Below are 24594 nucleotides of genomic sequence, written 5' to 3'. Positions count from 1 at the left end.
CGAACTCGCGAATAAGGCATTTGCCACTGCGCCATGAAGAGCCGCCGAAACGGCCCTGGCGTCTGGAGCCGTCATGACTGCTTTTTCCGCCCCGTCCTCCCCTGAACAGTTGACCGCCATGTCCGATCGGGCGCGCGAAGTCGTGCGCCTGAACATAGAGGCGCTGGAGGCGCTGGAGCGTTCGCTGGATTCCTCCATCGCGCGCGCCGCCGACGTCATCCTGTCGCGTCCCGGCTATGTCGTGGTGACGGGCATGGGCAAGTCGGGCCATATCGGCGGCAAGATCGCCGCCACCCTGGCCTCCACCGGGACCAATTCCTTCTTCGTTCACCCGGCCGAGATGAGTCATGGCGACCTGGGGATGCTGCGCCCCGACACGACGCTTCTGGCCATATCCAACTCGGGCGAAAGCCGCGAACTGCGCGATCCGCTGCTCTTCTGCGCCCGCAACGACATTCCGGTGATCGGCGTCACCCAGAGGCCCCAGAGCTTCCTGGGCCGCCACTCGGACGTCTGCCTGACCATGCCCAAGGTGGCCGAGGCCTGCCCCAACGGCCTCGCGCCGACGACCTCGACGCTGATGACTCTGGCCATCGGCGACGCCCTGGCCATGGTGCTGATGGACCGTCGCGGCTTCACGCGCGAGGATTTCGGCCTGCACCATCCGGGCGGGGCCCTGGGCATGAGCCTGCAGACCGTGCGCGAGTGGATGGGCGATAACGCCGCCGCCCCGGCCAGCGTGCCACTTGACGCGGACTTTCGCACCGTAGTGTCGGCGATCACCGAGGGGCGCAAGGGAGCGGTCGCCGTCCTGAGCCCGGACGGCAGCCTGGCCGGAGTGATCACCGACGGCGACGTGCGCCGAGCCTTCGCCAACGACATCGCCACTCTTCGTGCGACGGATATCATGAGCCGCAGCCCGATCACCGTCGAACCCGAAGCCCGCATGAGCGACGTGGTCGATCTGCTGACGGCGAACAAGATTAGCAATCTGATCGTGATCGACGAGCGCCGGCCAGTCGCCATCATCCACATCGCCGAACTCATGCGGGCGGGCTATATATCCTGATGCCTGAAGACATTCTGTTCGACGCCAGCCGGCTGCTCAGCCGCACGGAGCGAAGCGCACCGACTGGTGTGGATCGCGTCTGCCTGGCCTATGCAGAATGGCTGATCGAGCATCCCGTCTATCGCATGGTGCCGGTTCGGGCGCGTCATGATCAGTTGGCGCGCGTCGATGATGAGTGGTTCCGCGACCGGATCGCCCAACTGCGCGCACGCTGGACCGGCCCGGGCAGGGTCAACGAGTTGAGCCCCGAGGCCCAGCGCCTGTTCGCCGCCCTACGCTCTTCGGACAACGGGGCGTCCATCCTCGGCCGCGTACCCGACGAGGACGCTCCGCCCAAGCGGATCAAGCGCCGCGTCTGGAAGCAGTATTTCCGCACCCGCAGCGTCAAGGCGCCGCCGGCCGCCCGGGCCTATGTCAATGTCGGCCACACCAGCCTGAACACGCCGGACATCCTGACCGCCCTGGACGCTGGAAACATCGAGCGGGTCGTCATGGTGCACGACCTGATTCCCATCACCCATCCCGAGTTCTGCCGACCGGGCGACCGGACCAAGCATGAGCGTCGGGTGGTGAATATTCTGCGCCACGCCTCAAGGATCATCGTCAACTCCCAGCACACGGCCGATGAGCTTCTGGCCTTCGCCGGACGATCCGGCCTGACGTCGCCGCCGGTCGATGTCGCCCACCTGGGCCTGGAGCGCACCCTGAACGGCAGCGTCGTGGTCGGGGCCGCCCATCCCTATTTCGTCCATGTCGGCACGATCGAGGCGCGCAAGAATCTCGCCTTCCTGCTGACCGTGTGGCGTCGCCTGCAGGAAAGGATGGGCGCCGAGGCCCCGCGTCTGGTCCTGGTCGGACGCTACGGCTGGGAGAATGAAGCGGTGCTCGATCTGCTGCAGCGCTCCCCCAACCTGCAGGGCCTGGTCCATCAGGCCGAGAACCTGCCCGACTGCGCCCTGTCGGCCCTGATGCGGGGAGCCCGCGCCGTGGTCGCGCCCTCGTCGACCGAAGGCTTCGACCTGCCCGCAGTCGAGGCCAGCGCCATGGGAATTCCCCTGATCGCCTCGGACATCGCCGCCCACCGCGAACTGGTGCCGCACGCCCGCCTGATCGATCCGCTGGACGGTCTGGGCTGGCTGGCCGCCCTCGAGGAATGGACGCGCACGGCGCCCGTGGCCCCGTCCTATTCCGCTCCGACGTGGGAGCGGCATTTCGAAGTCGTGGAGCAGCAGGTGCTGCCGCCCTCTGGCGGCGCGGACGCCCTGCGAGTAAGCAACTGATCAAACTGCAATAGGGCCGTCATGACCAGAACCGCCGCCAGCCTGATGATCGTCGCCCTGCTCGCGGGCTGCTCCACCCTGCCGCGCGACGGACCGTCGGGCCGCAACGTGGTCGGGAGCGCCGCCTCGCCCGAGCGTGCAGGCGACTACGCCCTGGTCAATCTGGACTTCGAGCTGAGTGAACGTCTGAAGGCCGCGCCGCCCCCCTCGTTCAGCAGTCTGGCCCTGGCCTCCAGCGAGACCCCCACTGATGTGATCGGCATCGGCGACACCCTGGCGGTCAGCATCTTCGAGCCCGGCGGCTCCCTGTTCGGCGGCGGCAGCGCCACGGCGCCGGCGGCGTCGGGCAATCAGACTCTTCCGCCCCTGGTGGTGAATCGCAACGGTGCCGTGCCCGTGCCTTTCGCCGGAGACGTGCGGGTCGAGGGACTGACCCCGGAACAAGCCTCGGCGGCCGTGCGTCGCGCCCTGGTCGGCAAGGTCGCCAATCCCCAGGTGATCGTCACCGTGGCGGGCAATACCTCCAACGCCGTGACCGTGCTGGGCGAGGTGCGCAACCCCGGCCGCCAGCCTCTGTCGGCCAACCATGACCGCATCCTGGACATCATCGCCGCCGCCGGCGGCTCTTCGCGTTCCATCTATGACGTCAATGTCCAGATCCAGCGCCAGGGCCGCACCTATACGGCCCCGATGTCCATCGTCACGACCGAGTTCAACGAAAACGTCCGCCTGCAACGCGGCGATCAGGTGAACCTGGTCTATCAACCGCGCCGGTTCAGCTCCTTCGGCGCCTTCAACGCCGTGGCGCGCAGCGAACTGCCGCCCGGTCCGCTGACCCTGGCCGAGGCCCTCAGCGGCGTCGGCGGGCTGGACTCCAACCTGGCCGACGCCAAGTCGGTGCTGGTCTTCCGCTTCGAGCGGCCGGAAGTGGCCCAGGCGCTGGGCATCCAGCAACCCGCAACCTCACGCGGCGTGCCGGTGGTCTATCGCCTGAACCTGACCGAGGGCGAGGGCTTCTTCATCGCCAGCAACTTCCAGATGCAGCCCGACGACCTCCTCTACACGCCGCGCGCCGGCGCGGCCGAGATGCGCAAATTCTTCGAGGTGGTCCAGAGCATCACCCGCGTGGTCTACGACGTCTCGGTCACCAGCACGCTGAACCGCTAAGGCTCATGCTGGGTCGGTTCGGACGCCGTCGCGACGACCGAGGCGACCCGCACGCCGTCGCCCCCCGAGAGGGGTCTATGGACGGCGTGGAAAGTCTGCTGGCGGAGGTCGCCGCCATCGAGGCGGCCGCGTGCGAGGTCTATGGTCGGCACGGCCTGCCCGCTCAACCGGGCCAGTATCGCCGACGGGGCGACGACAGCGTCTGGGAACGATTGTCCGACCGCCTTTCCCCCGCCGAGAAATGGGCGCTCATCCAGGCGGCCCCGCCCGAGGAGGGGTGGCGCTTCGCGGCTCTGGACGGCCTGGGCGCCCGATCGTCGGTCCCCGAGGTGCGGCGCGCCGCCGCCGTGCTGGCGGCCTGCGCCGGGCTGCGCCAGCGTCTGACGGAGGCCGAGCCCATATCCCCGCAGGACCTGGCCGACGCCATCCGCCTGGGCGCGGCCTGGCGTCATCTGGACGCCGAGAGCGTCGCCTCGCCCCTGCTGTTCCAAGCGCCCGAAAGCGAGCGTTAGACGGACGCCAGTCTCGTCGCCGCCGCCAGAAGCTCGATCGATCGCACGCGGGCGGCCGGGTCCCATATCTGGCTGGTGAGCATCAGTTCGTCGGCGTCGGTCTGGGCGATGAAGGCGTCGAGGGCGGCCTTGGCCGTCGCTGGCGCGCCTACCGCCGAGCAGGCCAGGGCGGCGTCGATCATGCCGCGCGCCGCGCCGTCCAGCCGCTCGTAATAGCCCTCGACCGGCGGCGGCAGCTTGCCGGGGCGGCCAGTTCTCAGGTTGACGAAGGCCTGCTGGACCGAGGTGAACAGCAGGCGCGCCGCCTCGTCCGTCTCGGCCACGAAGGCGTTGTAGCCCAGCATGACATAGGGCTTCTCGAGATACGGCGACGGGCGGAAGGTCTGGCGATAGATGTCGAGGGCCCGCATCATCTCGCCCGGCGCGAAATGGCTGGCGAAGGCGTAGGGCAGGCCCAGATGCGCCGCCAGCTGAGCGCCGTAGGTCGAGGAGCCGAGGATCCAGATCGGCACGGCCTGACCCTCGCCCGGATTGGCGATGATGCGCTGATCCGGCGTGGCGGGCGCGAACCACTGCATCAGCTCCATCACGTCCTGCGGGAAGGCGTCGTGGTCGCCCTGAAGCGTGCGGCGCAAGGCGCGCGCCGTCGCCTGATCCGATCCGGGCGCACGACCGAGGCCCAGGTCGATCCGGCCGGGATGAAGGGCGTTAAGGGTGCCGAACTGTTCGGCGATGACCAGGGGGGCGTGGTTGGGCAGCATGACCCCGCCGGCGCCGACGCGGATGGTCTTCGTCGCCGCCGCCACCGCGCCGATGACGACCGAAGTCGCGGCGCTGGCGATGCCCGGCATGTTGTGGTGCTCGGCCAGCCAGTAGCGGCTGTAGCCCAGCCGCTCGGCGTGGCGGGCCAGATCGATGGTGTTGGCGAGGGCCTGGCCCACGTCGGAGCCTTCCGGCACGGGGGCGAGGTCGAGAATGGACAGAGGGATCATCCGACCGATATGGGGCCGCTTTTCAGCGACGCCATACCGGCCGTGACGATCATATCGTTATCCGGCAGGCCGCGATCAGGCGGCGGGGCAGTCGCCGATGCGCTCGGCCGTCATGGTGACTTTGGTCTGGGCCATCTGCGGCGTCGGCGCCGGGTCCATCTTGGTGGTGACCTCGGTGACGTAGCGGCTGTTGAAGTCACCGGTCACGCGGATGGTGGAGTCGGCCTTCATATTGCCCGGCAGGGTGCAGGTCGACGTCGCGACCATGGCGTCGCCCTGACGCGCGAAGGGCTGGGTGGTGCAATCAGCGCCCGGCTGCTGGGTGTTGGCCGGAGCCTCCAGCTTGGCTTCCTTGATGCAGACTTCCTGGGGTGCGATGGCTGCGCCGCCCGGCATGCCTTCCATGGCGGTGGACACGCGCCACAGGCCCGGCTTGGGCGCGTCGAGCGTCGCCGCAGGAGCCGTCGAGGCGGTCTCGGCCCCGTCGGCGGCCGGGGTTTCGGCCTTGTTGTTGTTTCCGCAGGCCGACAGACCCAGCAGGCAGGCGACGGCGACGCCGCCGATGATCGCTGAACGCATGGAGCGCTCCCCTCTCGTTAAGAACCGAGGGGACAACGCCGGTCCGGCTTAACGGTTCACGCCAACGTGAGATTCAGTCGAGAACGACGCCGGTGGTGCGCATGATCTCCGCGCGCAGTTCGGGCAGGCCGAAGCCCTTTTCCGAGGAGGTGACGGCGACGTGCGGATAGGCCGCCGGGCGTTTGGAGATGGCTTTCAGCGTCGCCGCCTGGACCTTTTCGGCCTCGCCCTTCTTCAGCTTGTCGGCCTTGGTCAGGACGATCTGGTAAGAGACGGCCGACAGGTCCAGCGCATCCAGGGCCTCGTCGTCCACCTTCTTCAGGCCGTGGCGGGCGTCGATCAGCAGATAGACGCGCTTCAGCGTCACCCGGCCGCGCAGATAGTCGCGGCCCAGATCCTGGAACTTCTTGACCGTGGTCTTGGACGCCTTGGCCCAACCGTAGCCGGGCAGGTCGACCAGGCGCATCCGCCCGTCCAGGTCGAAGAAGTTCACCTCGCGCGTGCGGCCCGGCTCGTTCGAGGCGCGCGCCAGCTTGTGCATCCCCACCAGCCCGTTGATCAGGCTGGACTTGCCGACGTTGGAGCGCCCGGCGAAGGCGATCTCGGGCAGGTCCGGCGTCGGCAGCTGCTCGATCTTGGCGCAGCCCATGATGAAGGTCGCGGGGCGCGCGAACAGGATGCGCGCCGCCTCGACCTCGGCGTCCGAGTATTCTCCGACCTTGGGCTCGTCCGAAGCGTCCAACCGATCAGGCCCTCTTGAAGCGGGCGATGAAGCTGTCGATCGGGTTCTCGGCGCCGAAGCGATGCATGATCACATACTGCTGGATGATCGACAGCACGTTGTTCCACGCCCAGTAGATCAGCAGGCCGGCCGCGAACGGAGCCATGATGAAGGTGAAGACGATGGGCATCAGGGCGAAGATCTGACGCTGCATCGGATCCTGCGCCGGCGGGTTCATCGCCATCTGCAGCCACATGGTGAAGCCGTAGACGAGCGGCAGGACGCCCAGGTGCAGCGGGCCGTTCAGGATGCCGCCGAGGATCGGCAGGGTGGCCGGGTCCCACGGCACGGCGCCGAACAGGTTCCAGATCGTCGAAGGGTCGCGCGCCGACAGGTCGCGGATCCAGCCGAAGAAGGGCGCGTGACGCATTTCGATGGTCACGAACAGCACCTTGTACAGGGCGTAGAAGACCGGGATCTGCACCACCATCGGCAGACAGCCCGCCAGCGGATTGATCTTCTCCCGCTGATACAGGGCCATCATCTCCTGCTGCTGCTTCTGCGGATCGGAGCCGTGCTTCTTCTTGATCTCCTCCATCTTGGGCTGGAGGGTCCGCATCTTGGACAGGCTCTCATAGGACTTGTTGGCCAGCGGGAAGAGGATCAGCTTGACCACGACCGTCAGGGCCAGGATGGCCAGGCCGAAGTTGCCCAGAACGCCGTAGAAGAACTCCACCACCGTGAAGATCGGGCGCGTCAGGAACCAGAACATCCCCCAGTCGATGGCGTAGACGAAGCGCGGCAGGTTCAGCGATTCCTCGTAGCCCTTCAGCACCTCGGCGCGCTTGGCGCCGGCGAACAGACGTTGCGTCTCTTCGATCTGGCGGCCCGGCTGGATGGTGTGGGTCGCGCCCAGCATGGCGGCTTCGTGGATGTTCATCCCGTCGGCGTCGCGCACCGAGAAGCGGCCTTCGATGGCCTCGTCCTGGGTCGGGATCAGGGCCGCCAGCCAGTATTTGTCGGTGATGCCCAGCCAGCCGCCGGTCGAGTCCTTCTCGATGCGCGGCTTCTTGGCCCAGTCCTTGTACTTGACCTGTTCGGTGGTGAACTTGCCGTCCGAACCGAAGGCGCCGATCGCGCCCTCGTGCAGGATCATCTGCTTGCCCAGGTCGACCGGCACGCCCTGGCGCTCGACGCGGCCGTAGGGGGCGATGGCGATGGCCTGGGTTCCCAGGTTGGCCACCGTGTCCTTGACCGTGAACATATACTGGTCGTCGATCGAGACGACGCGGGTGAAGCGCAGGCCCGAGCCATTGTCCCAGGTCAGCTCGACCGGGGTGGTCGGCGTCAGGGTCGAACCCTGGGTCAGGCGCCAGACGGTGTTGGGGCCGGGCACGCCGCCGGGGACGTTCGGGCCGCTCCAGCCGAACTGGGCGAAATAGGCGTGCTCCATGCCCTGCGGGCGGAACAGCTCGACCGGGGGCGAATTCCTGTCGAGCGTTTCCTTGTAGTTGGTCAGGTACAGGTCGTCGATGCGCGCGCCCTGCAGCGACAGCGAGCCCTTCAGGGTCGGGGTCTGGATCGGCACGCGCGCGACCGTGCCCAGGGCCTCGGCGCGCTCCTTGATGAAGACGCCCGGCGCGGCGCTCGACGGCGTCAGACCGGCGTCGGCCGAAGCCTCGCGCGCCTTCTGCTGCTCGGCGGCGACGACCTGGGCCTGGCGACGCGCCTCGGCCTGCGGGCGCATCACCATGAAGTAGTAGACGCCCATGATCAGGGCCGCGCACACGAAGAAGATGATGGTGTTGCGCGAATTCTGGTTCTGCATCGGGATCAGCGGTCCTGGTCGGCGGGGCGCGGGTCGGGGGCGACGCGGGCGGTCGAAGCGGCCCGGTCTCCCATATCGGAAGCCGCGCGCGGGGTTGCGAGCCTTGTAAGGGCCGATTTCACGTCGTCAAGCAAACGGTCCCAGTCGCGGTCCGCCGTGCCCATCCGGGCGATGAATACATAGTCGCACCCGACCCGGCCGTGCAGCGGGGTCAGCAGGCGGGCGGCCTCGCGCAGGCGCCGCTTGGCGCGATTGCGGATCACGGCGCCGCCGATCTTGCGGGTGGCGGTGAATCCCAGGCGCACCGTTGGGTCGCCGTCGGCGCGATCCAGCTGCTGGACCACCACGGCGCCGCGGGCCTGGGAAACGCCTTTGGCGGCCGCCAGAAACTGGGGCCGCCGCAACAGGCGATCGATTTTCATCAGATCGGTCATGCGCCCCGCCCTGACAGGGAAATGGGCGCGTGACGTCAGGCCGTCAGGCGCTTGCGGCCCTTGGCGCGGCGACGCGCGACAATCTTTTGACCGTTCTTGGTGGCCATCCGAGAACGGAAGCCGTGACGGCGCTTGCGCACGAGTCGCGACGGCTGATAGGTCCGCTTCACGGTCGGCTCCGGGTTACTGGGGTTGGCGACAGACACAAGCGTCAGCCGCGAGAGAGGCGGGCGTATAAGCGGCGGCAGGACGAGAGTCAACGCCGAAGCGGCTTTTCCACATCGCTGACAGGGGCGCACGGCGTCTGGAAATACGCTAAGGATGTCAGGAAGAAGAGGACGGAGCGCGGCTTGGACCGGGTCAAAAGATTTCTGCCCCTGGCCGTGCTGCTGGCCGCCGTCGCCCTGATCTTCGGCATGGGCTGGAATCGCTATCTGTCGCTGGACACCCTGCGCGAGCATGGAACGGCGCTGGAGGCCCTGACCGCCCGACATTATCTGTTGATGCTCGGCGCGCTGATGCTGGTCTTCGCCCTGCTGACGGCCAGCGTGGTTCCGGGGGTGGTCTTCATCACGGTGACGGCGGGCTATCTGTTCGGTCCGTGGGTCGGGGGCGTCGCCACCGCCTTCGCCGCCACGGTCGGCGCCCTGGCCGTCTACTATGTGGGGCGCACCGCCCTGGGCGATTCCCTGCGCCGCCGCGCCACCGCCGATACGGGCCTGCTGAACAAGGTCTGCGCCGGGGTGGACAAGAACACCTTCTGGTACGTGCTGGTCGCGCGCCTGGTCGTCACCGTGCCGTTCCACATGATCAATGTGGCGGCGGGCGTGATGGCGGCGCCGCTGCGGCCCTATGTGATCGCCACCTTCATCGGCCTGTTGCCCGCGCACACCATCTATTGCTGGATCGGCGACAGCCTGCACGACGTTCTGGTCACGGACCCGAATCCCGACATTCGGAGCCTGTTCGCGGAATTCCTCTGGCCTCTGATGGGAGTCGCCTTCCTGTCCATGCTGCTGCCCCTGTTGCTCAAGCTGGCCCAGAAGCTGCGCGCCCGTCCCCGCATGGAGGCGTCATGACGGAGCGCGAGGCCCTTCCGACCGGCCTGCAGACGCCCATGGCCCCGGCGACGCCCGCCAGGACGCCTGCGGCCCTGCCCGCCCGGTGGAGCGCCCTGCGCCGGCGGCTGAAGCCGCGGGCGCCCGACGGCCTGTCCAGCCGACTGCTGCTGCTGACTGTCGCCTTCACCCTGGCGGTCGCCGCCCTGATCATCGTGCCCAGCGCCGCCTCCTTCCAGGAGCGGTGGCTGATGGACCGGCTGCAGGCGGCCGAACTGGCCTCGGTCGGGGTCGAGGCCCTGCCCTATTCCGCCGTCGAGGATTCCACCGCCGAACAGTTGCTGAGCATCGGCGGGGTGCAGTCGGTGGTCATCGGCGAACAGGGGGTGCGGCGTCTGCTGCTGCAGGCCCCCAACCTGCCGCGAGCGCCCGAACTGATCGACCTGCGCCAGCGCAGCGTCGGCGCCCGGCTGCTGGACCCGTGGAAGACCCTGTTCGGCCACCCCGACCGCTCGCTGCGGGTGCAGGCGGCGCCGCGCTATCGCTCGGGCGACCTGATCGAGATCCTGGCCCCGGCCCAGCCGCTGAAGAAGGAGCTGGAGAGCTTCCTGGTCAACAGCCTGATGATGTCGCTGCTGATCGCGGCGGTGGCGGGCGGCCTGCTGTACGCCGCCCTGTCGATGCTGGTGCTGCAGCCCCTGCGCCGCGTCACCCGCTCGATCGAGCGTTTCGCCGCCAATCCAGAAAGCCCGGCCGAAACGCCCTCGGACCGCAAGGACGAGATCGGCCGGGTCGAGCGCGAACTGGCTCGGATGCAGGAGGAGGTGCGTCAGTCCCTGCGCTCACGCGCCCGTCTGGCGGCGCTGGGCGAGGCGGTGGCCAAGATCAACCACGATCTGCGCAACATGCTGACCTCGGCCCAGATGGCGTCCGAGCGGCTGTCGACCTCGTCAGATCCCCTGGTGGCGACCGCCCTGCCCCGACTGGAGCGGGCGCTGGGCCGCGCCTCGACCCTGGCGCGCAACGTGCTGGCCTACGGCAAGACCGAGGAGCCAGCGCCCCAGCTTCAGAAGATGCTGCTGGCCCGCGCCGTGGCCGCCGCCGCTGAGGACGCTGGGCTGGAGCCCGACGGCGTGCGCCTGGTGCGTGATCTGCCCGCCCGCTTCACCGTCAACGCGGATCCGGATCAGTTGCACCGCATCCTGGTCAATCTGATGCGCAACGCCCGCCAGGCCATCGAGTCCGCTGCCGGAGGCCTCAACAAGGGCAAGGGCGCGATCACCGTCAGCGCCGAGCTCCGCGACGGCATGGCCGCCATCGGCGTGCGCGACGACGGTCCCGGCATCCCGCCGCGTCTGGCCGACCGCCTGTTCGAACCCTTCGTCAGCGGCGGCGGAGCCGACGGCACAGGCCTGGGCCTGACCATCTCGCGCGAGCTGGCGGCCAACCACGGCGGCGCCCTGGTCCTGCTGGACACCGGCCCCCAGGGCACGCGCTTCGAGCTTCTGCTGCCGCAGTGAGGCGCGGGCGCAGCCTTCCCCGTTTCGGGACGTTATTTCCATCAAGCGTCGGAAGCGCCAAGCTTGCGGCCTTTCGCATCCTCGCCCTGCAAAGGAGAGACCTCATGATCCGTCACACGCCTTCGCGCCCCCTCCCCTCGCGCGTCTGGACGGCGTTGATGCTGCCTTCGGCGCTGGCGCTCGCCCTGAGCGCCGGCGCGAGCTACGCCCAAAGCCAGAATCAGAGCGCCACGCCCCCGGCGCCCAAGGACCCCGTGGCCGAGATGCTGGCCAAGGGCGAGCGCTATCACCGCGCGCCGGATTCAGCCCAGACCCCCCAGGAACTGCGTGAGACCCAGGCCCTCAACGCCGAGATCGTCGCCCAGAACGACCTGGCCGAGAACGAGGACCGGGCCAACCAGGCCGCTCAGGCCGACGCCCAGCGCCGTTGGCAGGCCGAGGTCGATCAGACCCAGGCCGACGCTCGCCTCGCCCAGGAGCGACACGAAGCCGAACTGCGTGCGGCCGAGGAAGCCCAGGCCCGCTATGAACGCGACATGGCCGACTGGCGCGCTACCGTGGCCGCCTGCGAGCGTGGCGATACGGCGCGCTGCAACGCGGGCCGTCAGGCGCCGAACTGAGACGCCTGAAAAGAAAGGGGCGCCGCCGACCTTCCGCCGGGGCGCCCCTGATCGCGTAACTGCGGGGTTCAGGCCTCGGCCGGTTCCGTGCGGCGCTTCATCATGTTGTCGAAGCTGTCCCAGACGCCGTCGGCGCCGTGCCAGGACCCTTGCGTCGCCGCCTTGGAATATTCGGTGGCGCGCGCCTCGAAGAAGTTGGCGTGCTCCACGCCCGACAGCAGCGACTGCAGCCACGGCAGCGGGTTCTCAGTCACGCCGTAGACTTCCGGCAGGTTCAGCTGGCGCAGGCGCCAGTCGGCGATGAAGCGGATATAGGCCTTGATGTCGTCCGGCGTCATGCCGTTCACCGGGCCCATTTCGAAGGCCAGGTCGATGAACTTGTCCTCCATCTCGATCACCGTCTTGCAGCAGTCGACGATGTCGTCGGCCACGGCCTTGGTGACGGCGCCCGTCTCCTTGTTGAAGGCATGGTACAGCTTGATGATGCCCTCGCAGTGCAGGCTTTCATCCCGCACCGACCAGGACACGATCTGGCCCATGCCCTTCATCTTGGACTGGCGCGGGAAGTTCATCAGCATGGCGAAGCTGGCGAACAGTTGCAGCCCTTCGGAGAAGCCCCCGAACATGGCCAGGGTGCGGCAGATGTCGGCGTCGCTGTCGACCCCGAACTGGCCCATGTAGTCGTGCTTGTCCTTCATGGCCTCGTATTCCATGAAGGCGCCGAACTCGCTGTCCGGCATCCCGATCGTCTCGAGCAGCAGGGCGTAGGCCGCGATATGGATCGTCTCCATATTGGCGAAGGCGGCCAGCATCATCTTCACCTCGGTCGGTTTGAACACCCGGCCGTAGCGCTCCATGTAGTTGTCCTGCACCTCGATGTCCGCCTGGGTGAAGAAGCGGAAGATCTGGGTCAGCAGGTTGCGCTCGCCGTCGTTCAGATTGGCGGCCCAGTCCTTGACGTCCTCGCCCATGGGGACTTCCTCGGGCATCCAATGGACCTGCTGCTGCTTCTTCCACATGTCGAAGGCCCACGGGTAGCGGAAGGGCTTGTAGGCGGCCGAGGGGGTCAGCAGGCCGGGCGTGCCGGGACGAATGATCGTGGCGGGAGCGTTCATCGTAGAAGACCTGAGGCGAATCCGGAGAAGGTGCGTTCCACCATGCGTCCGCCGGCGCGCGGGGACAAGGGAAGATGCGCACATCTAGCGATCACTTTTCACCGGACCGCTAGATATGGTGTTTCGATGACAGGAAATTGGGGAGGAAGATGGGGATGGTTTTCACACTCTACGGCGCAGCCGGGTCAGGCTCGGTTCCGGTCGAGGCGACGCTGCGGCTGATCGGACAGGACTATCGGGTGGTCGAGGCGCCGACCTGGGAAGGCGAGGCCGAGCGAGACAAGGTGGCGGCGGTCAATCCCATGCGCCAAGTGCCGGCCCTGGTCACGCCCGGCGGCGAGATCATCACTGAAAGCGCCGCCATCCTGGTCTGGCTGGCCGATTCCCATCCACGGGCGCGGCTGTCGCCCGCGCTCGACGATCCGCGTCGGGCGCAGTTCCTGCGCTGGATGAGCTTCATCCCCGCCTCCATCTATTCGATGTTCTGGGTGCGCGACGAACCCGCGCGGCTCGTCGGCGACAACCTTGAAGCCCAGGCCGAAATCCAGCGCCGCACCATCGACCGCATCGCCGATTGCTGGCGGATGATGGACGCCCAGGTCGCGCCGGGCCGCTTCCTGCTGGGCGAGGAGATGACGGTGCTGGACCTCTATGTCGCGACCGCCAGCCGCTGGACGCCGCAGCGGCGACGCTTCTACGCCGAGGCGCCCCGCATGGCCGAAGTGGTGCGCCGCGTCGACGCCCTGCCCGCGCTTCAGGCCTTCTGGTCGGAACGCTTCCCCTTCGAGGACGGCTGGGAAGGCTAGACGGCCAAACAGCCTAGGCGGCCAGACGCGCCTGGGCGGCTCGGAAGGCCTGGTCCACGGCGGCGTAAAGTCGATCATGGGTGACCGGCTTGGTCAGATGGCCGTCCATGCCCACGCCCAGGCATCGCGCGGCGTCCTCGGGCATGGCGTCGGCGGTCACCGCCAGAACCACCGCCTGCGCGGAGGCCGCGCCGCCGTCGCGGATCATCTGCGTCGCCTCCAGCCCGTTCAGGCGCGGCATCCGCACATCCATCAGAATCAGGTCGAAGATCTCCAGGGCGGCCCGACCGACAGCGTCGCGTCCGTCCACGGCCTCCGCCACGGCGCAGCCCGCCGCCTCCATCATGGTCCGCAGCATCAGACGATTGGTCGGATGGTCGTCCACCACCAGAACCCGAAGCGACGAAGCCGCATCCGTCAATCCGCCCGGGCTCTCGACGTCTGTTTCAATCGCACTCAAGTCCAGTTGCGCCGTCAGGGTGAAGACGGAGCCCTGCGCCGAGGTCCGGCTCAGGATCACGTCGCCGCCCATGGCCCTGGCGTGTCGCCGGGCGGCCGACAGGCCCAGGCCCGCGCCGCCATGGCGACGGTTCAGGGAATCATCGCCCAGTTGGAACAGGTCGAACAGCACCGGCTCCAGCTCCGGCGCGATCCCCGGCCCCATGTCCTGCACCGTCAGGGTCAGCCGACCGCCGTCCAGGCGCGCCTTGAGGGCCACGCGTCCCTGGTCGGTGAATTTGACGGCGTTGGACAGGAGGTGACGCAGGGCGGCCGCCAGTCGATGAGGATCGCCTCTGCCCCTGACCGCCTCATCCACGTCCAGGTCGAGATCGAAGGCCAGCCCCTTGGCCTCAGCGGCCATGGCGGCGGATTCGCCAGCTTCGCGCACGAGGGCCGCGACGGGGAAGATCTCGGATCGCACTGCGGCGTCATCGTCGGAGGCGTCCAGCACGTCCTCCACCAGCCTGAGCATGGCTTCGCCCGCATCGCGCACGGCGACGACCTGGGCGCGCGCCTCGTCCGTCAGGTCCGCCCGCCGGGACAGAAGGTCGGCATAGCCGCTGACCCCGTTCAGCGGGGTGCGCATCTCATGGCTCATGAGCGCCAGAAAGCGGGCCTTGGCGGCCGCGGCGGCCTCGGCTCGCCGCCGCTGCGCCAGCGCCAGGGCGGTGCGTTGGGCCAGCCGCTTCGCCGCCGCGCGCCTTTCGGCCATCAGGGCGCTGAGGGGCAGGGAGCACAGAACCGCGACCAGAAGAAAGCCGTGGTACAGCGACATCTGCCGCAGCCGCCCCGGCACATGGGCCAGCGCCGCCACCTCGGACACCTGCGCCGCAGCCACGGGCCCATGCCCTTCCAGGGTCAGGATGCAGCTGACGGCGGCCGCCGCGAGAAGGGTCGCCGCCATCCAGGGCGGCGACAGGAGATAGGCCGCCAGCATGAGGGGCGGAAAGATGAGAAACAGCAGCGATCCCGACTGCAGGAACACTGCCGAGACCACCGCCGCCGTCAACGCCAGGAGACTGAGAGACAACCAGGGCGAGGCGGTCTCGCCCCGGAAGCGATGCGCTCGCGCCAGGAACAGCAGGCTGGGTGTGACGACCAGCAGGCCCAGCGTCTCCATCATGACCAGATGCGTCCAGACGAAGACGGCCAGCTCGGGCGAATAGCCGCGCACCCAGACCGCCAGCAGAACCGACGCCGTGCTGGTGACGAGCACCGCCGGAACCGCCGCGCCGAGAGCAAAGGTGAGAAGACGGCGGGGACGCCGCAGATCCAGGGCGGCGCCGCAAAGTCGCCGCGCCAACACGCCGGCGATCAGCACCTGGGTCAGGTTCAGCAGGGGATTGAGCCAGACGTAGGGCGGCCCGTCCCCGCGCATCACCGTGCTGCCCAGGTTCAGGCCCAGGCAGAGCAGCAGCACGGCGAACGCCTTGCGACGCGGCAATTGCAGGAAGGCGGCCAGCAACACCCCGTTCGCCGGCCAGACGATCACCGCCTTATAGGCGTCCACGCTCCACTGACCGACCAGAAGGCAAAGGGCGAACAGCGCCACATAGGCGACCGCCGGCGGACCGGCCTCGCGGCCGGCCGCATGACGAAACAATCGCCAGCGCCCGTGCATAACTGGTCTTCTCTCCCCCGTTTGCGGGCAGTCTGTACGGGAATTGTAAAAAAAGCCTCCTTCGGGCGGCCTTTAAAGCAGACCCATCGCCTTCGCGTCTTCCTCCAGCCCCTTGCGAAACTCGGGCGCGGCCAGGCCGATCAGGGCGCGGGCGCGGGCGTCGTCGGTCAGCCCCTTCAGATTGGCGGCCCCATGCTCGGTGACGACGTAGTGGATGTCGTTGCGGGGCGTCGTCACCGGACCGTCCAGCCGCGCCACGATGCGCGAGGCCGTCCCCTTCGCCGCCGTCGAATGGCAGGCGATGATCGACTTGCCGCCCTGTGACGCCGCCGCGCCGCGCACGAAGTCCAGTTGGCCGCCCGCCGCCGTATACTGCCGCCCGTTCAGATGCTCGGAACAGCAGGCGCCGAACAGGTCGATCTGCAAGGTGGCGTTGACCGAAATCATCCGGTCATTGCGGGCGATGACGGCGGGATCGTTCACATAGTCGACCGGATGAGCCTCGAGCGCCGGATTCTCATGCAGGAATTCGTAGGTGGATCGGTCGCCCATGGAGAAGGTGAACACCGTCTTGCCCGGATGCAGGGTCTTGCGGGCGTTGGTGGCGACGCCCGCCTTCATCAGTTCGACCAGGCCAGGCGTCAACATTTCGGTATGGATGCCCAGATCGCGATGGTCATGCAGGGCCGCGCAAACGGCGTCCGGCAGAGCGCCGATGCCCATCTGCAGCGTCGCCCCGTCCTCGACCAGTCCCGCGATCAGGGCGCCGATGGCCAGATCCTGCGGCTGCTGAGGCGCCTTGCCCGCCTCCAGCAGGGGCGCCGAATGCTCGATTAGGGCCGCGACCTGCGAAACATGGACGCGGCAGTCGCCGAACACGCGCGGCATGTGCGGATTGACCTCTAGGATCACCCGCTCGGCCGTCTTCGATACGGCCAGGGCGTAGTCGGTGTTGGTCCCCAGGCTGAAATACCCTTCAGCGTCCATCGGCGAGACGGTCGCCAGCAGGGTGTCGACGCCGATCTCGCGCGTCAGCACGCGCGGCGTCTGCTGAAAGCCGGTAGGCACGAACCAGACGGCGCGACGGCCTTCCTCGATCGCGCGCGCCTCCAGCTTCCGTTCGATGGCGCCGTGGAACAGGCTGTGCGGGCGGATGCGGTCGGTCAGCTCGTAGCGCATCACCGTCTCGCCCGCGATGGCGGTGGACAGCAGGTAGTAGAGGTTGACGTCGCCCACCTGCCGCGCCTCGGCCCGGTCGGCCAGGGCCTTCAGCAGGGCGGGCGGCTGGCCGACGCCCAGGGCCATGGCGATCTTCGCGCCTGAGGGGATCAGGGCGGCCGCCGCCTCGGGCGTCGTCAGCCGTTCGGCGTAGAGGGCGGCGAAATCGGTCATGGGAACCTCCTGAAGCGTCGTCCTTCCTTATCCGTCAGCCGCACGCCGTCGCGGCGCTAGACCTTGGTCTAAGGAAGGACGGCTAGGGCGCATCCTGAAGCGGCGCGTCATGCAGACGCTGGCGGCGCTCGGCGGCGTAAGCGACCAGCCACAGGGCCATCGACCAGGCGGCGCCCACGCTCCAGCCCGCAAACACGTCCGACGCCCAGTGCGCGCCCAGGTAGATTCGCGTCAGCCCGATCAGAAGGGCGATCACCACCGCGCAGCCCAGAACATAGGCCTTCAGCCGCTTGCGCGGAAAGGCGCGCGTCAGCATGACGCCCAGCGTCAGGTAGAAGACGGTCGACAGCAGGGCGTGGCCCGAGGGGAAGCTGGCGTTCAGCGTCTCCACCGCCTGATAGATCTGCGGCGGCCGCTCGCGCTCGAACAGGGCTTTCAGGCCCTCGCTCAGGGCCACCCCGCCGGCCAGGCCGACGATCAGCATGAGGGCCGACAGCCGCTTGCCCATGATCAGCAGGAAGCCGATGGCGATGACGGCGAACAGGGTCAGCACGGATATGCCGCCGAGCGAGGTCAGGTCCGCCGCCGCCTCGTGCAGCCACCACGGCCCCCAGGGCCGACCCGGATCATCGGCGAAGGGTCGGACCGCCGCCAGCACGGCCTGATCGAAGGCCTGGCCGTCCGCCTCGCGCATGTCGTCGGCCACCTCGATGAAGATCAGCACCCCCAGGGCGACCACCAGCATGGCGGCCACAGCGGCGATTTCTGTGCGGGCGACCCGCAGGGCGCGCGTCAGGAAGGCGGTGGGATGCGGAGCCATGGGGCGCTAACGGCCAAGCTGTTGCGACGTTCCCTTTCAGGCCTCGCAGAAATCGACGACGGTTCGGTGAAAAATGTGATCACCCCCAATTCCTGAGTCATTTCCACAGGGTGTGATCAGCCGCCCACCGATTCGTCAGAAAAGCTCCCGTCAAGAGCTTTACCTGCGGTTAGGGATATGCACCCATATATCTAGCCGAACACCGGCGAGCAGCCACTAGATGTAGTGTCTCAAACCGGTACGGCCTTCTAATCGATTTGTTCGGGACAGGGATGAAAATGGCTGGCGGCGAAGCTCTGCAGACGACGGAATTCTCTACGGTTTCCTCGGCGCCGCCGGAGGCCAAGCCTCAGCTGACGGTGGTCGGCGGTCTGAAACTGGACCGCACGCGCGACGCCCTTCTGACCGATTTCGGCAAGAAGACCCTGGAAGACCGCTACCTGCTGCCGGGCGAAAGCTATCAGGACATGTTCGCCCGCGTCGCCACGGCCTACGCCGACGACGCCGAGCACGCCCAGCGCGTCTATGACTATATGTCGAAGCTGTGGTTCATGCCGGCGACCCCGGTGCTGTCGAACGGCGGCGCCGATCGCGGCCTGCCGATCTCCTGCTTCCTGAACGCGGTCAACGACAGCCTGGACGGGATCCAGAACGTCTGGAACGAGAACGTCTCCCTGGCCTCGAACGGCGGCGGCATCGGCACCTACTGGGGCGGCGTCCGCTCCATCGGCGAGAAGGTCAAGGGCGCGGGCCAGACCTCGGGCATCATCCCCTTCATCCGCGTGATGGATTCGCTGACCCTGGCGATTTCGCAAGGCTCGCTGCGTCGCGGCTCGGCCGCCGTCTACCTGGACATCCACCACCCGGAAATCGAAGAATTCCTCGAAATCCGCAAGCCGTCGGGCGACTTCAACCGCCGCTCGCTGAACCTGCACCACGGCATCAACATCACCGACGCCTTCATGGAGGCGGTCCGCGACGGCAAGCCGTTCGACCTGATCTCGCCCAAGACCGGCGAGGTCCGCAAAACCGTCGACGCCCGCAACCTGTGGACCAAGATCCTGGAAATCCGGATGCAGACGGGCGAGCCCTATCTGATCTTCTCGGACACGGTGAACCGGCAGATGCCGCAGCACCAGAAGGATCTGGGCCTGTCGGTCAAGCAGTCCAACCTGTGCTCGGAAATCATGCTGCACACGGGCCTGGACCATAAGGGCGTCGAGCGCACGGCCGTCTGCTGCCTGTCGTCGGTCAACGCCGAGACCTTCCTGGAGTGGCGCGAGGAGCCCCGCTTCATCGAGGACATCATGCGCTTCCTCGACAATGTGCTCGAGGACTTCATCACCCGCGCCCCGTCGTCGATGGCCGCCGCCGTCTATTCGGCCCAGCGCGAGCGTTCGGTGGGTCTGGGCCTGATGGGTTTCCACTCCTTCCTGCAGGCGCAGGGCGTGGCCTTTGAATCGGCCATGGCCAAGAGCTGGAACATGCGCCTGTTCAAGCACCTGCGCCGCGAGGCCGACAAGGCCAGCCGCACCCTGGCGGAAGAGAAGGGCCCCTGCCCCGACGCCGCCGATCGCGGCGTGATGGAGCGGTTCAGCCACAAGCTGGCCATCGCCCCGACCGCCTCGATCTCGATCATCTGCGGCGGGACCTCGGCGGGCATCGAGCCGATCCCGGCCAACATCTACACCCACAAGACGCTGTCGGGCTCCTTCGCGGTCAAGAACCCCTATCTGCAGAAGCTGCTGGGCGAGAAGGGCATCGACACCGAGGCCGTCTGGTCCTCGATCCTCGAGAACGAAGGCTCGGTCCAGCATCTAGATGCGCTCGGGGACGAGGAGAAGGCCGTCTTCAAGACCGCCTTCGAACTGGACCAGCGCTGGGTCATCGAACTGGCCGCCGACCGCACCGGCGACATCTGCCAGGCGCAGTCGCTGAACCTGTTCATCCCCGGCGACGTCAACAAGTGGGACCTGCACATGCTGCACTGGTCGGCGTGGGAGCGGGGCCTGAAGTCCCTCTACTACCTGCGCTCCAAGTCGGTGCAGCGCGCCGCCTTCGCCGGCGCCGAGGACAAGAAGGAAGAAGAGATCGATCCGAACCAGCCGGACCTCTTCTCCATCGCCCGCACCGACTACGACGAGTGCCTAGCCTGCCAGTAAGGCCGGCCCGCAAGGTCATCGCCATCGCCTTCAAGCCGCCCGCGGGAACCCTCTCCGGGCGGCTTCGTTCGTCTGACAAGGATTAAGGCGTAAAAGAGTCCGTTGCGGTTCCCTGGCGTTCGTGCACAGTGGAGGCGTTAACGGATCGGGAGGGACCGTTGATGCGACCGATGGCATGGGCAGGATGGATGATCGCGGCGGTCGCCCCGACGACCGTCTTCGCCATGCCCCAGACCATGGCCGAAGGCTCCGTCGCCGTTCGTGGCGGCGACGCCGTCCGGTTCGAGGACGCCGCGGCCCGGCTGGACAGCCGCCTGCCCTTCTCGACCGAACCTGACGCCGCCTTCGGCGCCCCGGTGCAGTTCAACGATGTCGCCCGACTGAGCGCCGATGAGGGCGAACTGCGCCAGGAAGCCTGGTTCGCCGGGGACGGCTTCACCGACCGGTTGCGCATCGTCACCACAGGCGAACTGCGCCGCGCCGATGGCGCGCCCCTGCCGCCGCGCGCCCTCGACCCGGCCGCCTTCTCGGGCGAGAGCTACGATGTCACCTATACGCGCGGCTGGACGGCGGCGAAGGGCCGCACGGCCTCGGGGCTGGAAGTGTCGCTGACGCCCCACGCCGGCTTCGGGGTCGGCAGCGACGGCCCCTCGGCCGAGGCGGGCGCCACCCTGCGCATCGGCGAGGGCCTGGACCGCCTGGCCCCCAACGGCGACGAGGCCTTCGGCGAGCGCCCGCGCTGGTATCTGTACGCAGCAGGCTCCAAGCGGGCGGTCGGCTACAATTTCGCGCGCACGCGCGACGGCGACTTCGCGCGTTCGGGCGTCAGCCAGGACGCCGGCGCCTATCTCGGCGACGCCTCCATCGGCGTGGCCTATCGCCGAGGCGCGGTGCAAAGCTCCTTCGGCGTCGTCTATCGCGAGATCGAGGCCAAGGGCCTGCGCGGCTATCAGGGCATCAACACGGACGTGTCGGAAGGCCTGGTGGCCTTCCAACTGACGATCCGCCCCCGCGAGTAGGCTCGCCGCCCTACTGCGTCCGCGCCACGCCTTCGCGGCGGCTGTCGGCGGCTCCGTCCCAGCGCCCGTTCCGCCACAAGCCCCCATGCAGGCCGGAGGTTTCGGTCGTGTTGGGTTGCAAGGCGACGCCGCGCGCCGCCATGCCTTCGCGCACGGCCGCGGGGAAGCCCTCGGTGTCGGCGCCGAAGCCGTCCCCCTTGGCCACCAGGTTCGGCAGGTCGAACGCCTGTTGCAGCGGCAGGCCCCAGGCCAGGGCGCCGATCAGAGCCTTGGCGTTATAGGCCAGGATGGACGAACCGCCCGGCGAGCCCAGCGCCCCGATCAACCGCCCTTCGCGATCCAGGATCAAGGCCGGCGACATGGACGAACGCGGCCGCTTGCCCGCCGCCACGGCGTTGGCCGCCGGCGTGCCGTCCGACGCCGTGGGGACCAGGGAGAAGTCGGTCAGCTGATTGTTCAGGAAGAAACCGCCCGCCATCCGACCCGAGCCGAACAGGCTCTCGACGGTCGTGGTCATGCTGACGGCTTTCCCCTGGGCGTCCACCACGACCAGATGCGACGTCCCCGCCGGTTCGCGCGTGGCGTCCGCGCCGACGTTCGGCGCCCCGGCCGGAACGCCATAGGGCGCCGCGCCGCGAAGGCCCGGCGCCAGGGCCGCCCGCTCGGCCACATAGGCCGGGTCCAGCAGCCCCGCCACCGGCACGGAGACAAAGGCGGGATCGCCGAAATAGCGGTCGCGGTCGGCGTACATCAGCCGCTGAAGCTGGCCGAAGGCGGCCCAGGCCTCGGGGCTGTCCGGCCCCTTGTCGATGTCCGGCGTCCGCTCGGCCATGGCCAGCAGTTCCAGGATGGAGGCCCCGCTGGACGGCGGCGGCGGCACGCAGATGGTGTAGATCTTGTAAGGCCCGCACACGGCCTCGCGCACCACGGGGCGATAGCCGGCAAGGTCGGCGGCGCTCAGGGCGCCGGGACGCGGCCCCTCGTGCACCGCCTCGACGATGGCCTCGGCCAGCGGGCCCTGCTGCAGGGCGGCTGCGCCCTCGCGCGCGATGCGGCGCACAGTCTCGGCGTAGGCCGGGTTCCGCAGGGTGTCGCCCGCCTGATAGCGCGCGCCGTCCGGCTTGGTGAAATACTCCGTCGCCCAGCGGGTCTTCGCCTGAGGCGCGTCGCCGTTGATCATGCCGGCCAGGCGCGGACTGACGACGAAGCCGTCCTGCGCCAGCGTCTCGGCATCGCCGAACAGCTCGGACCAGGCCAGGGCGCCGTGCTGCTTCTGGGCCAGGGCCAGCATGGGCATCACGCCCGGCGCCCCGGTCGAGCGCCCGCTCAGAACCGCATCGACAAAGGCCAGAGGCTTGCCGTTCTCATAGAAGAGCTCGGGCGTAGCGGCGGCCGGCGCCGTCTCGCGCCCGTCATAGACGGTGACGGCGCCGTTCTGGGCGTCATAGACCATCATGAATGCGCCGCCGCCCAGGCCCGACGACTGCGGCTCGGTCAGGCCCAGCACCGCCTGGATCGCCACCGCCGCGTCCACGGCCGAACCGCCGCGCGCCAGCACCTTCATTCCCGCCTCGACCGCCAGGGGATTGGCCGCCGACACGAACGGCCCCCTGGCGACGGACGCCTGGGCTGCGGCCGGGCTCTCGACCGGAGCCGGCGCGGCCCCGGCCTGGAGATGCTCGGCCGTCGTCGCGCACCCGGCCAGCATCAGGGCCGCCAAGGCCGTCCCCGCTGCGAGAGACGAAATCCTGCGCGCAGGACGCAGACGGGAGAAGGACAAGGCGCGCACTCAGGCACTCCGGCACGTTTGAGGGAGGCTTTATGCCTAGGCCCGCAGGCCCCCGAGGCCAACCCCGCATTTTCTCAAGATTTTCTGAGAAAACCTGCTTGCCAGCGCCAGAACGACCCGCTAGATACCCGGCCCTGCCCGCAAGGCGGTGCGCACCCGTAGCTCAGCTGGATAGAGCACCAGACTACGAATCTGGGGGTCAGGAGTTCGAATCTCTTCGGGTGCGCCATCTTCCTTTAAATGCTCAAGGCCTGTTCGTCGTGGCGCTATCGAGCGTGGAATCCGATCAGGCGCGGTCATTCTTCATCAGGCAGCCATGGTTCTCCTGGCGCGATGCTGCGTTCCGACAGGATCTCCAGGTCCAGCCTTGAGTCGACCCCGCTGTCTTCGCTGCTTATCTTTCGGATGACGGCGGACCCCAGAACCTTCCCATGCACGACCCTTATGACGGGCAGGTCGGGATCGGGGGATGACTGATAGACTCTTGGAGCTTCGCGCGGAGCCAGAACCATTTCATCTGTGATCCTGGCGTGGTGGTTCGCCATGAACCACGCTTTCGACGTCTCATTATAGATGAAGGGCGACCGAGAGGCGTTCATCTGTCGAGCCAGACCCAGCCAGCGGCTGAGCCCGGATTTTTCTGAAGGCGCGGTTATGAAAACGCGGACCAAATCGCCTGCGCGAGCTTGAACCGACGCTGCGAACCAGAAGGACTGCTTCATGCCGTCCCACACACGTAAAGAGTCATGATGGCGCTCCCGCCTTGGAAGGTCTCAAGCGGAAAGGGAAGTCTGGAGAAGCCGAATGGCGGCCTGCACAAACGAGTCGCCAGCATTCACAAAGCCGCCTGTTTCACCTCTGGCTTTCGCCTCAAGACAGAGCTCCAGCGCTTCTCGCCGCCTCTCGGTTGCGACTAGGGTGGTGATGATGCTGGCCAGAATGGCGGGCTGATGCTCCCAAGCTTTGCGGCATTCAGTCTCGAACCAGGCCAGAGACGGCGGAGTACCGGCTCCCAGAAGCTCGCCGGCCATGTTCAGGGCCGTCGTCGCCGTATCACTCGCATCAGCCGCTTCGGCCACGTCAGCGGACACCATTTCCAGCGCGGGGCATGTCCAGGCCCCGAGAGCGCGAAAAGATAAGGGCTTATCCTTGTTCTCGGGAAATCCGCAGATGTCCCAAAAAATGGGATCAATCGCCATGGGCTTGGTTGAGACAATCAGGGAACCGATCATCGGTGTGCTGGCGCACGAGCTTTTCCTCGACGAGTTTCCTGAGTGGGAGATCGCAACCGAGCGAGATTTCGTTGACCGCACCCGAGTGATTTCGGCCTATCACACGAGCGTCATTCCGTTTTAGGTGGTTGCTGCTCAGCACCTAAAGCGAACACCGTCGCTGCACCAACCGTAGCGACCAAGAGGGGCCTTTATTACCGGTACGAAGGCCGGTGGGCACCGCCCAGGGCGTCGGCAATGGCCATAGCCAACGCATCTATTTCCTGCGGCGTCGTCTCGCTCACGGCCGCCCCATAGATTCGCTCTTCGGTCAGCTTCTCAAGAGAAGCAACGCGGATCTCTTCGTCCGTCATCCGA

Annotated in this window: 24 protein-coding genes and 1 tRNA gene; 11 read left to right on the top strand and 14 right to left on the bottom strand. The window is 67.7% G+C overall.

Annotated features, from left to right (window positions below; translation table 11 throughout):
- Positions 1 to 73: 73 nt before the first annotated feature.
- The 4 genes from ACWIDZ_RS08780 (at position 74) to ACWIDZ_RS08765 (ending at position 4028) form a co-directional block, all read left to right on the top strand.
- Positions 74 to 1069, top strand: coding sequence for a KpsF/GutQ family sugar-phosphate isomerase (locus ACWIDZ_RS08780; RefSeq protein WP_453987879.1), 996 nt, complete (start codon positions 74 to 76; stop codon positions 1067 to 1069).
- Positions 1069 to 2349, top strand: coding sequence for a glycosyltransferase family 4 protein (locus ACWIDZ_RS08775; RefSeq protein ID WP_453987880.1), 1281 nt, complete (start codon positions 1069 to 1071; stop codon positions 2347 to 2349). The genes ACWIDZ_RS08780 and ACWIDZ_RS08775 overlap by 1 nt, the downstream gene beginning before the upstream one ends.
- Positions 2350 to 2370: 21 nt before the next feature.
- Positions 2371 to 3516, top strand: coding sequence for a polysaccharide biosynthesis/export family protein (locus ACWIDZ_RS08770; RefSeq protein ID WP_453987881.1), 1146 nt, complete (start codon positions 2371 to 2373; stop codon positions 3514 to 3516).
- 77 nt (positions 3517 to 3593) lie between these two features.
- Entirely contained in the window at positions 3594 to 4028 is a 435-nt protein-coding gene (locus tag ACWIDZ_RS08765; RefSeq protein ID WP_453987882.1) for a hypothetical protein, read from the top strand.
- Here the strand turns inward: ACWIDZ_RS08765 and ACWIDZ_RS08760 are convergent.
- The 6 genes from ACWIDZ_RS08760 to rpmH all read right to left on the bottom strand — a co-directional run bounded on the left by ACWIDZ_RS08760 (position 4025) and on the right by rpmH (position 8752).
- A complete protein-coding gene (locus tag ACWIDZ_RS08760; protein ID WP_453987883.1) occupies positions 4025 to 5020 on the bottom strand; it encodes an LLM class flavin-dependent oxidoreductase in 996 nt (331 codons plus the stop codon). The two genes, ACWIDZ_RS08765 and ACWIDZ_RS08760, sit on opposite strands and share 4 nt — an antisense overlap.
- A 75-nt stretch (positions 5021 to 5095) precedes the next feature.
- The gene (locus ACWIDZ_RS08755; protein ID WP_291782971.1) at positions 5096 to 5599 is read right to left on the bottom strand and encodes a DUF3617 domain-containing protein; all 504 of its coding nucleotides are present in this window, start codon (positions 5597 to 5599) and stop codon (positions 5096 to 5098) included.
- Between the two features lie 73 nt (positions 5600 to 5672).
- On the bottom strand, positions 5673 to 6341 hold the full coding sequence (gene yihA / locus ACWIDZ_RS08750; protein WP_312218592.1) for a ribosome biogenesis GTP-binding protein YihA/YsxC: 669 nt from the start codon (positions 6339 to 6341) through the stop codon (positions 5673 to 5675).
- Positions 6342 to 6345: 4 nt separating this feature from the next.
- Positions 6346 to 8148: a membrane protein insertase YidC gene (gene yidC, locus ACWIDZ_RS08745; protein WP_453987884.1), complete on the bottom strand. Its 1803-nt coding sequence runs from the start codon at positions 8146 to 8148 to the stop codon at positions 6346 to 6348.
- 5 nt (positions 8149 to 8153) lie between these two features.
- Positions 8154 to 8582, bottom strand: a complete 429-nt coding sequence (gene rnpA, locus ACWIDZ_RS08740) for a ribonuclease P protein component (RefSeq protein ID WP_291782960.1) — start codon at positions 8580 to 8582, stop codon at positions 8154 to 8156.
- A 35-nt stretch (positions 8583 to 8617) separates the two neighbouring features.
- A complete protein-coding gene (rpmH, locus tag ACWIDZ_RS08735; protein WP_003164000.1) occupies positions 8618 to 8752 on the bottom strand; it encodes a 50S ribosomal protein L34 in 135 nt (44 codons plus the stop codon).
- A gap of 180 nt (positions 8753 to 8932) precedes the next feature.
- On the opposite strand from rpmH, the gene ACWIDZ_RS08730 reads away from it, so the two are divergent.
- The 3 genes from ACWIDZ_RS08730 to ACWIDZ_RS08720 all read left to right on the top strand — a co-directional run bounded on the left by ACWIDZ_RS08730 (position 8933) and on the right by ACWIDZ_RS08720 (position 11780).
- A complete protein-coding gene (locus ACWIDZ_RS08730) occupies positions 8933 to 9661 on the top strand; it encodes a TVP38/TMEM64 family protein (protein ID WP_338577014.1) in 729 nt (242 codons plus the stop codon).
- Positions 9658 to 11160 (top strand): sensor histidine kinase, encoded by a 1503-nt coding sequence (locus tag ACWIDZ_RS08725; protein ID WP_338577016.1) that lies wholly within the window; start codon positions 9658 to 9660, stop codon positions 11158 to 11160. The genes ACWIDZ_RS08730 and ACWIDZ_RS08725 overlap by 4 nt, the downstream gene beginning before the upstream one ends.
- Positions 11161 to 11264: 104 nt before the next feature.
- On the top strand, positions 11265 to 11780 hold the full coding sequence (locus ACWIDZ_RS08720) for a cell wall hydrolase (protein ID WP_338577018.1): 516 nt from the start codon (positions 11265 to 11267) through the stop codon (positions 11778 to 11780).
- Between the two features lie 68 nt (positions 11781 to 11848).
- Here the strand turns inward: ACWIDZ_RS08720 and ACWIDZ_RS08715 are convergent, their stop codons facing one another.
- A complete protein-coding gene (locus ACWIDZ_RS08715) occupies positions 11849 to 12895 on the bottom strand; it encodes a ribonucleotide-diphosphate reductase subunit beta (RefSeq protein ID WP_312218584.1) in 1047 nt (348 codons plus the stop codon).
- 149 nt (positions 12896 to 13044) lie between these two features.
- Between ACWIDZ_RS08715 and ACWIDZ_RS08710 the strand changes: the two genes are divergently transcribed.
- Complete coding sequence (locus ACWIDZ_RS08710; RefSeq protein ID WP_453987885.1) at positions 13045 to 13701, top strand: glutathione S-transferase family protein; 657 nt, start codon at positions 13045 to 13047, stop codon at positions 13699 to 13701.
- Positions 13702 to 13714: 13 nt separating this feature from the next.
- Here ACWIDZ_RS08710 and ACWIDZ_RS08705 read toward each other — a convergent pair whose 3' ends face one another.
- From ACWIDZ_RS08705 to ACWIDZ_RS08695, 3 genes are all read right to left on the bottom strand, one after another.
- Positions 13715 to 15823 carry a response regulator gene (locus ACWIDZ_RS08705; RefSeq protein WP_453987886.1) on the bottom strand — a complete coding sequence of 703 codons (2109 nt, stop codon included), beginning with the start codon at positions 15821 to 15823 and terminating at the stop codon, positions 13715 to 13717.
- Between the two features lie 72 nt (positions 15824 to 15895).
- Positions 15896 to 17215: an acetyl-CoA hydrolase/transferase family protein gene (locus ACWIDZ_RS08700; RefSeq protein ID WP_453987887.1), complete on the bottom strand. Its 1320-nt coding sequence runs from the start codon at positions 17213 to 17215 to the stop codon at positions 15896 to 15898.
- Positions 17216 to 17297: 82 nt separating this feature from the next.
- Entirely contained in the window at positions 17298 to 18035 is a 738-nt protein-coding gene (locus ACWIDZ_RS08695) for a phosphatase PAP2 family protein (protein WP_291782930.1), read from the bottom strand.
- A 272-nt stretch (positions 18036 to 18307) separates the two neighbouring features.
- Between ACWIDZ_RS08695 and ACWIDZ_RS08690 the strand changes: the two genes are divergently transcribed.
- A complete protein-coding gene (locus ACWIDZ_RS08690; RefSeq protein ID WP_453987888.1) occupies positions 18308 to 20197 on the top strand; it encodes a ribonucleoside-diphosphate reductase subunit alpha in 1890 nt (629 codons plus the stop codon).
- A 161-nt stretch (positions 20198 to 20358) separates the two neighbouring features.
- Positions 20359 to 21216 carry a lipid A-modifier LpxR family protein gene (locus ACWIDZ_RS08685; protein ID WP_338577025.1) on the top strand — a complete coding sequence of 286 codons (858 nt, stop codon included), beginning with the start codon at positions 20359 to 20361 and terminating at the stop codon, positions 21214 to 21216.
- A gap of 10 nt (positions 21217 to 21226) precedes the next feature.
- On the opposite strand, the gene ACWIDZ_RS08680 is transcribed toward ACWIDZ_RS08685, so the two are convergent.
- Positions 21227 to 22924, bottom strand: a complete 1698-nt coding sequence (locus tag ACWIDZ_RS08680; protein WP_453988279.1) for a gamma-glutamyltransferase family protein — start codon at positions 22922 to 22924, stop codon at positions 21227 to 21229.
- 233 nt (positions 22925 to 23157) lie between these two features.
- Between ACWIDZ_RS08680 and ACWIDZ_RS08675 the strand changes: the two genes are divergently transcribed.
- Positions 23158 to 23234 (top strand) — tRNA-Arg (locus ACWIDZ_RS08675).
- 67 nt (positions 23235 to 23301) lie between these two features.
- Here ACWIDZ_RS08675 and ACWIDZ_RS08670 read toward each other — a convergent pair.
- The 3 genes from ACWIDZ_RS08670 to ACWIDZ_RS08660 all read right to left on the bottom strand — a co-directional run bounded on the left by ACWIDZ_RS08670 (position 23302) and on the right by ACWIDZ_RS08660 (position 24590).
- Positions 23302 to 23727 (bottom strand): hypothetical protein, encoded by a 426-nt coding sequence (locus tag ACWIDZ_RS08670; protein ID WP_453987889.1) that lies wholly within the window; start codon positions 23725 to 23727, stop codon positions 23302 to 23304.
- 51 nt (positions 23728 to 23778) lie between these two features.
- Complete coding sequence (locus tag ACWIDZ_RS08665) at positions 23779 to 24237, bottom strand: hypothetical protein (RefSeq protein WP_453987890.1); 459 nt, start codon at positions 24235 to 24237, stop codon at positions 23779 to 23781.
- Positions 24238 to 24431: 194 nt separating this feature from the next.
- Complete coding sequence (locus tag ACWIDZ_RS08660) at positions 24432 to 24590, bottom strand: hypothetical protein (RefSeq protein ID WP_453987891.1); 159 nt, start codon at positions 24588 to 24590, stop codon at positions 24432 to 24434.
- Between the last annotated feature and the right edge of the window lie 4 nt (positions 24591 to 24594).

Source organism: Brevundimonas sp. NPDC055311 (assembly GCF_053645695.1).
This window is presented reverse-complemented; position numbering and strand designations above follow the sequence as displayed.

Excerpts from the sequence above, each read along its gene's own strand:
- ACWIDZ_RS08685 (WP_338577025.1), top strand. The coding sequence starts at position 20,359 with ATGCGACCGATGGCATGGGCAGGATGGATGATCGCGGCGGTCGCCCCG.
- ACWIDZ_RS08760 (WP_453987883.1), bottom strand. The coding sequence starts at position 5,020 with ATGATCCCTCTGTCCATTCTCGACCTCGCCCCCGTGCCGGAAGGCTCC.
- ACWIDZ_RS08755 (WP_291782971.1), bottom strand. The coding sequence starts at position 5,599 with ATGCGTTCAGCGATCATCGGCGGCGTCGCCGTCGCCTGCCTGCTGGGT.
- ACWIDZ_RS08695 (WP_291782930.1), bottom strand. The coding sequence starts at position 18,035 with ATGGCTCCGCATCCCACCGCCTTCCTGACGCGCGCCCTGCGGGTCGCC.
- ACWIDZ_RS08690 (WP_453987888.1), top strand. The coding sequence starts at position 18,308 with ATGAAAATGGCTGGCGGCGAAGCTCTGCAGACGACGGAATTCTCTACG.
- ACWIDZ_RS08670 (WP_453987889.1), bottom strand. The coding sequence starts at position 23,727 with ATGAAGCAGTCCTTCTGGTTCGCAGCGTCGGTTCAAGCTCGCGCAGGC.
- ACWIDZ_RS08725 (WP_338577016.1), top strand. The coding sequence starts at position 9,658 with ATGACGGAGCGCGAGGCCCTTCCGACCGGCCTGCAGACGCCCATGGCC.
- ACWIDZ_RS08680 (WP_453988279.1), bottom strand. The coding sequence starts at position 22,924 with ATGCTGGCCGGGTGCGCGACGACGGCCGAGCATCTCCAGGCCGGGGCC.
- ACWIDZ_RS08765 (WP_453987882.1), top strand. The coding sequence starts at position 3,594 with ATGGACGGCGTGGAAAGTCTGCTGGCGGAGGTCGCCGCCATCGAGGCG.
- ACWIDZ_RS08780 (WP_453987879.1), top strand. The coding sequence starts at position 74 with ATGACTGCTTTTTCCGCCCCGTCCTCCCCTGAACAGTTGACCGCCATG.
- ACWIDZ_RS08775 (WP_453987880.1), top strand. The coding sequence starts at position 1,069 with ATGCCTGAAGACATTCTGTTCGACGCCAGCCGGCTGCTCAGCCGCACG.
- yidC (WP_453987884.1), bottom strand. The coding sequence starts at position 8,148 with ATGCAGAACCAGAATTCGCGCAACACCATCATCTTCTTCGTGTGCGCG.
- ACWIDZ_RS08770 (WP_453987881.1), top strand. The coding sequence starts at position 2,371 with ATGACCAGAACCGCCGCCAGCCTGATGATCGTCGCCCTGCTCGCGGGC.
- ACWIDZ_RS08660 (WP_453987891.1), bottom strand. The coding sequence starts at position 24,590 with ATGACGGACGAAGAGATCCGCGTTGCTTCTCTTGAGAAGCTGACCGAA.
- ACWIDZ_RS08720 (WP_338577018.1), top strand. The coding sequence starts at position 11,265 with ATGATCCGTCACACGCCTTCGCGCCCCCTCCCCTCGCGCGTCTGGACG.
- ACWIDZ_RS08710 (WP_453987885.1), top strand. The coding sequence starts at position 13,045 with ATGGGGATGGTTTTCACACTCTACGGCGCAGCCGGGTCAGGCTCGGTT.
- ACWIDZ_RS08700 (WP_453987887.1), bottom strand. The coding sequence starts at position 17,215 with ATGACCGATTTCGCCGCCCTCTACGCCGAACGGCTGACGACGCCCGAG.
- rnpA (WP_291782960.1), bottom strand. The coding sequence starts at position 8,582 with ATGACCGATCTGATGAAAATCGATCGCCTGTTGCGGCGGCCCCAGTTT.
- ACWIDZ_RS08705 (WP_453987886.1), bottom strand. The coding sequence starts at position 15,823 with ATGCACGGGCGCTGGCGATTGTTTCGTCATGCGGCCGGCCGCGAGGCC.
- ACWIDZ_RS08715 (WP_312218584.1), bottom strand. The coding sequence starts at position 12,895 with ATGAACGCTCCCGCCACGATCATTCGTCCCGGCACGCCCGGCCTGCTG.
- ACWIDZ_RS08665 (WP_453987890.1), bottom strand. The coding sequence starts at position 24,237 with ATGATCGGTTCCCTGATTGTCTCAACCAAGCCCATGGCGATTGATCCC.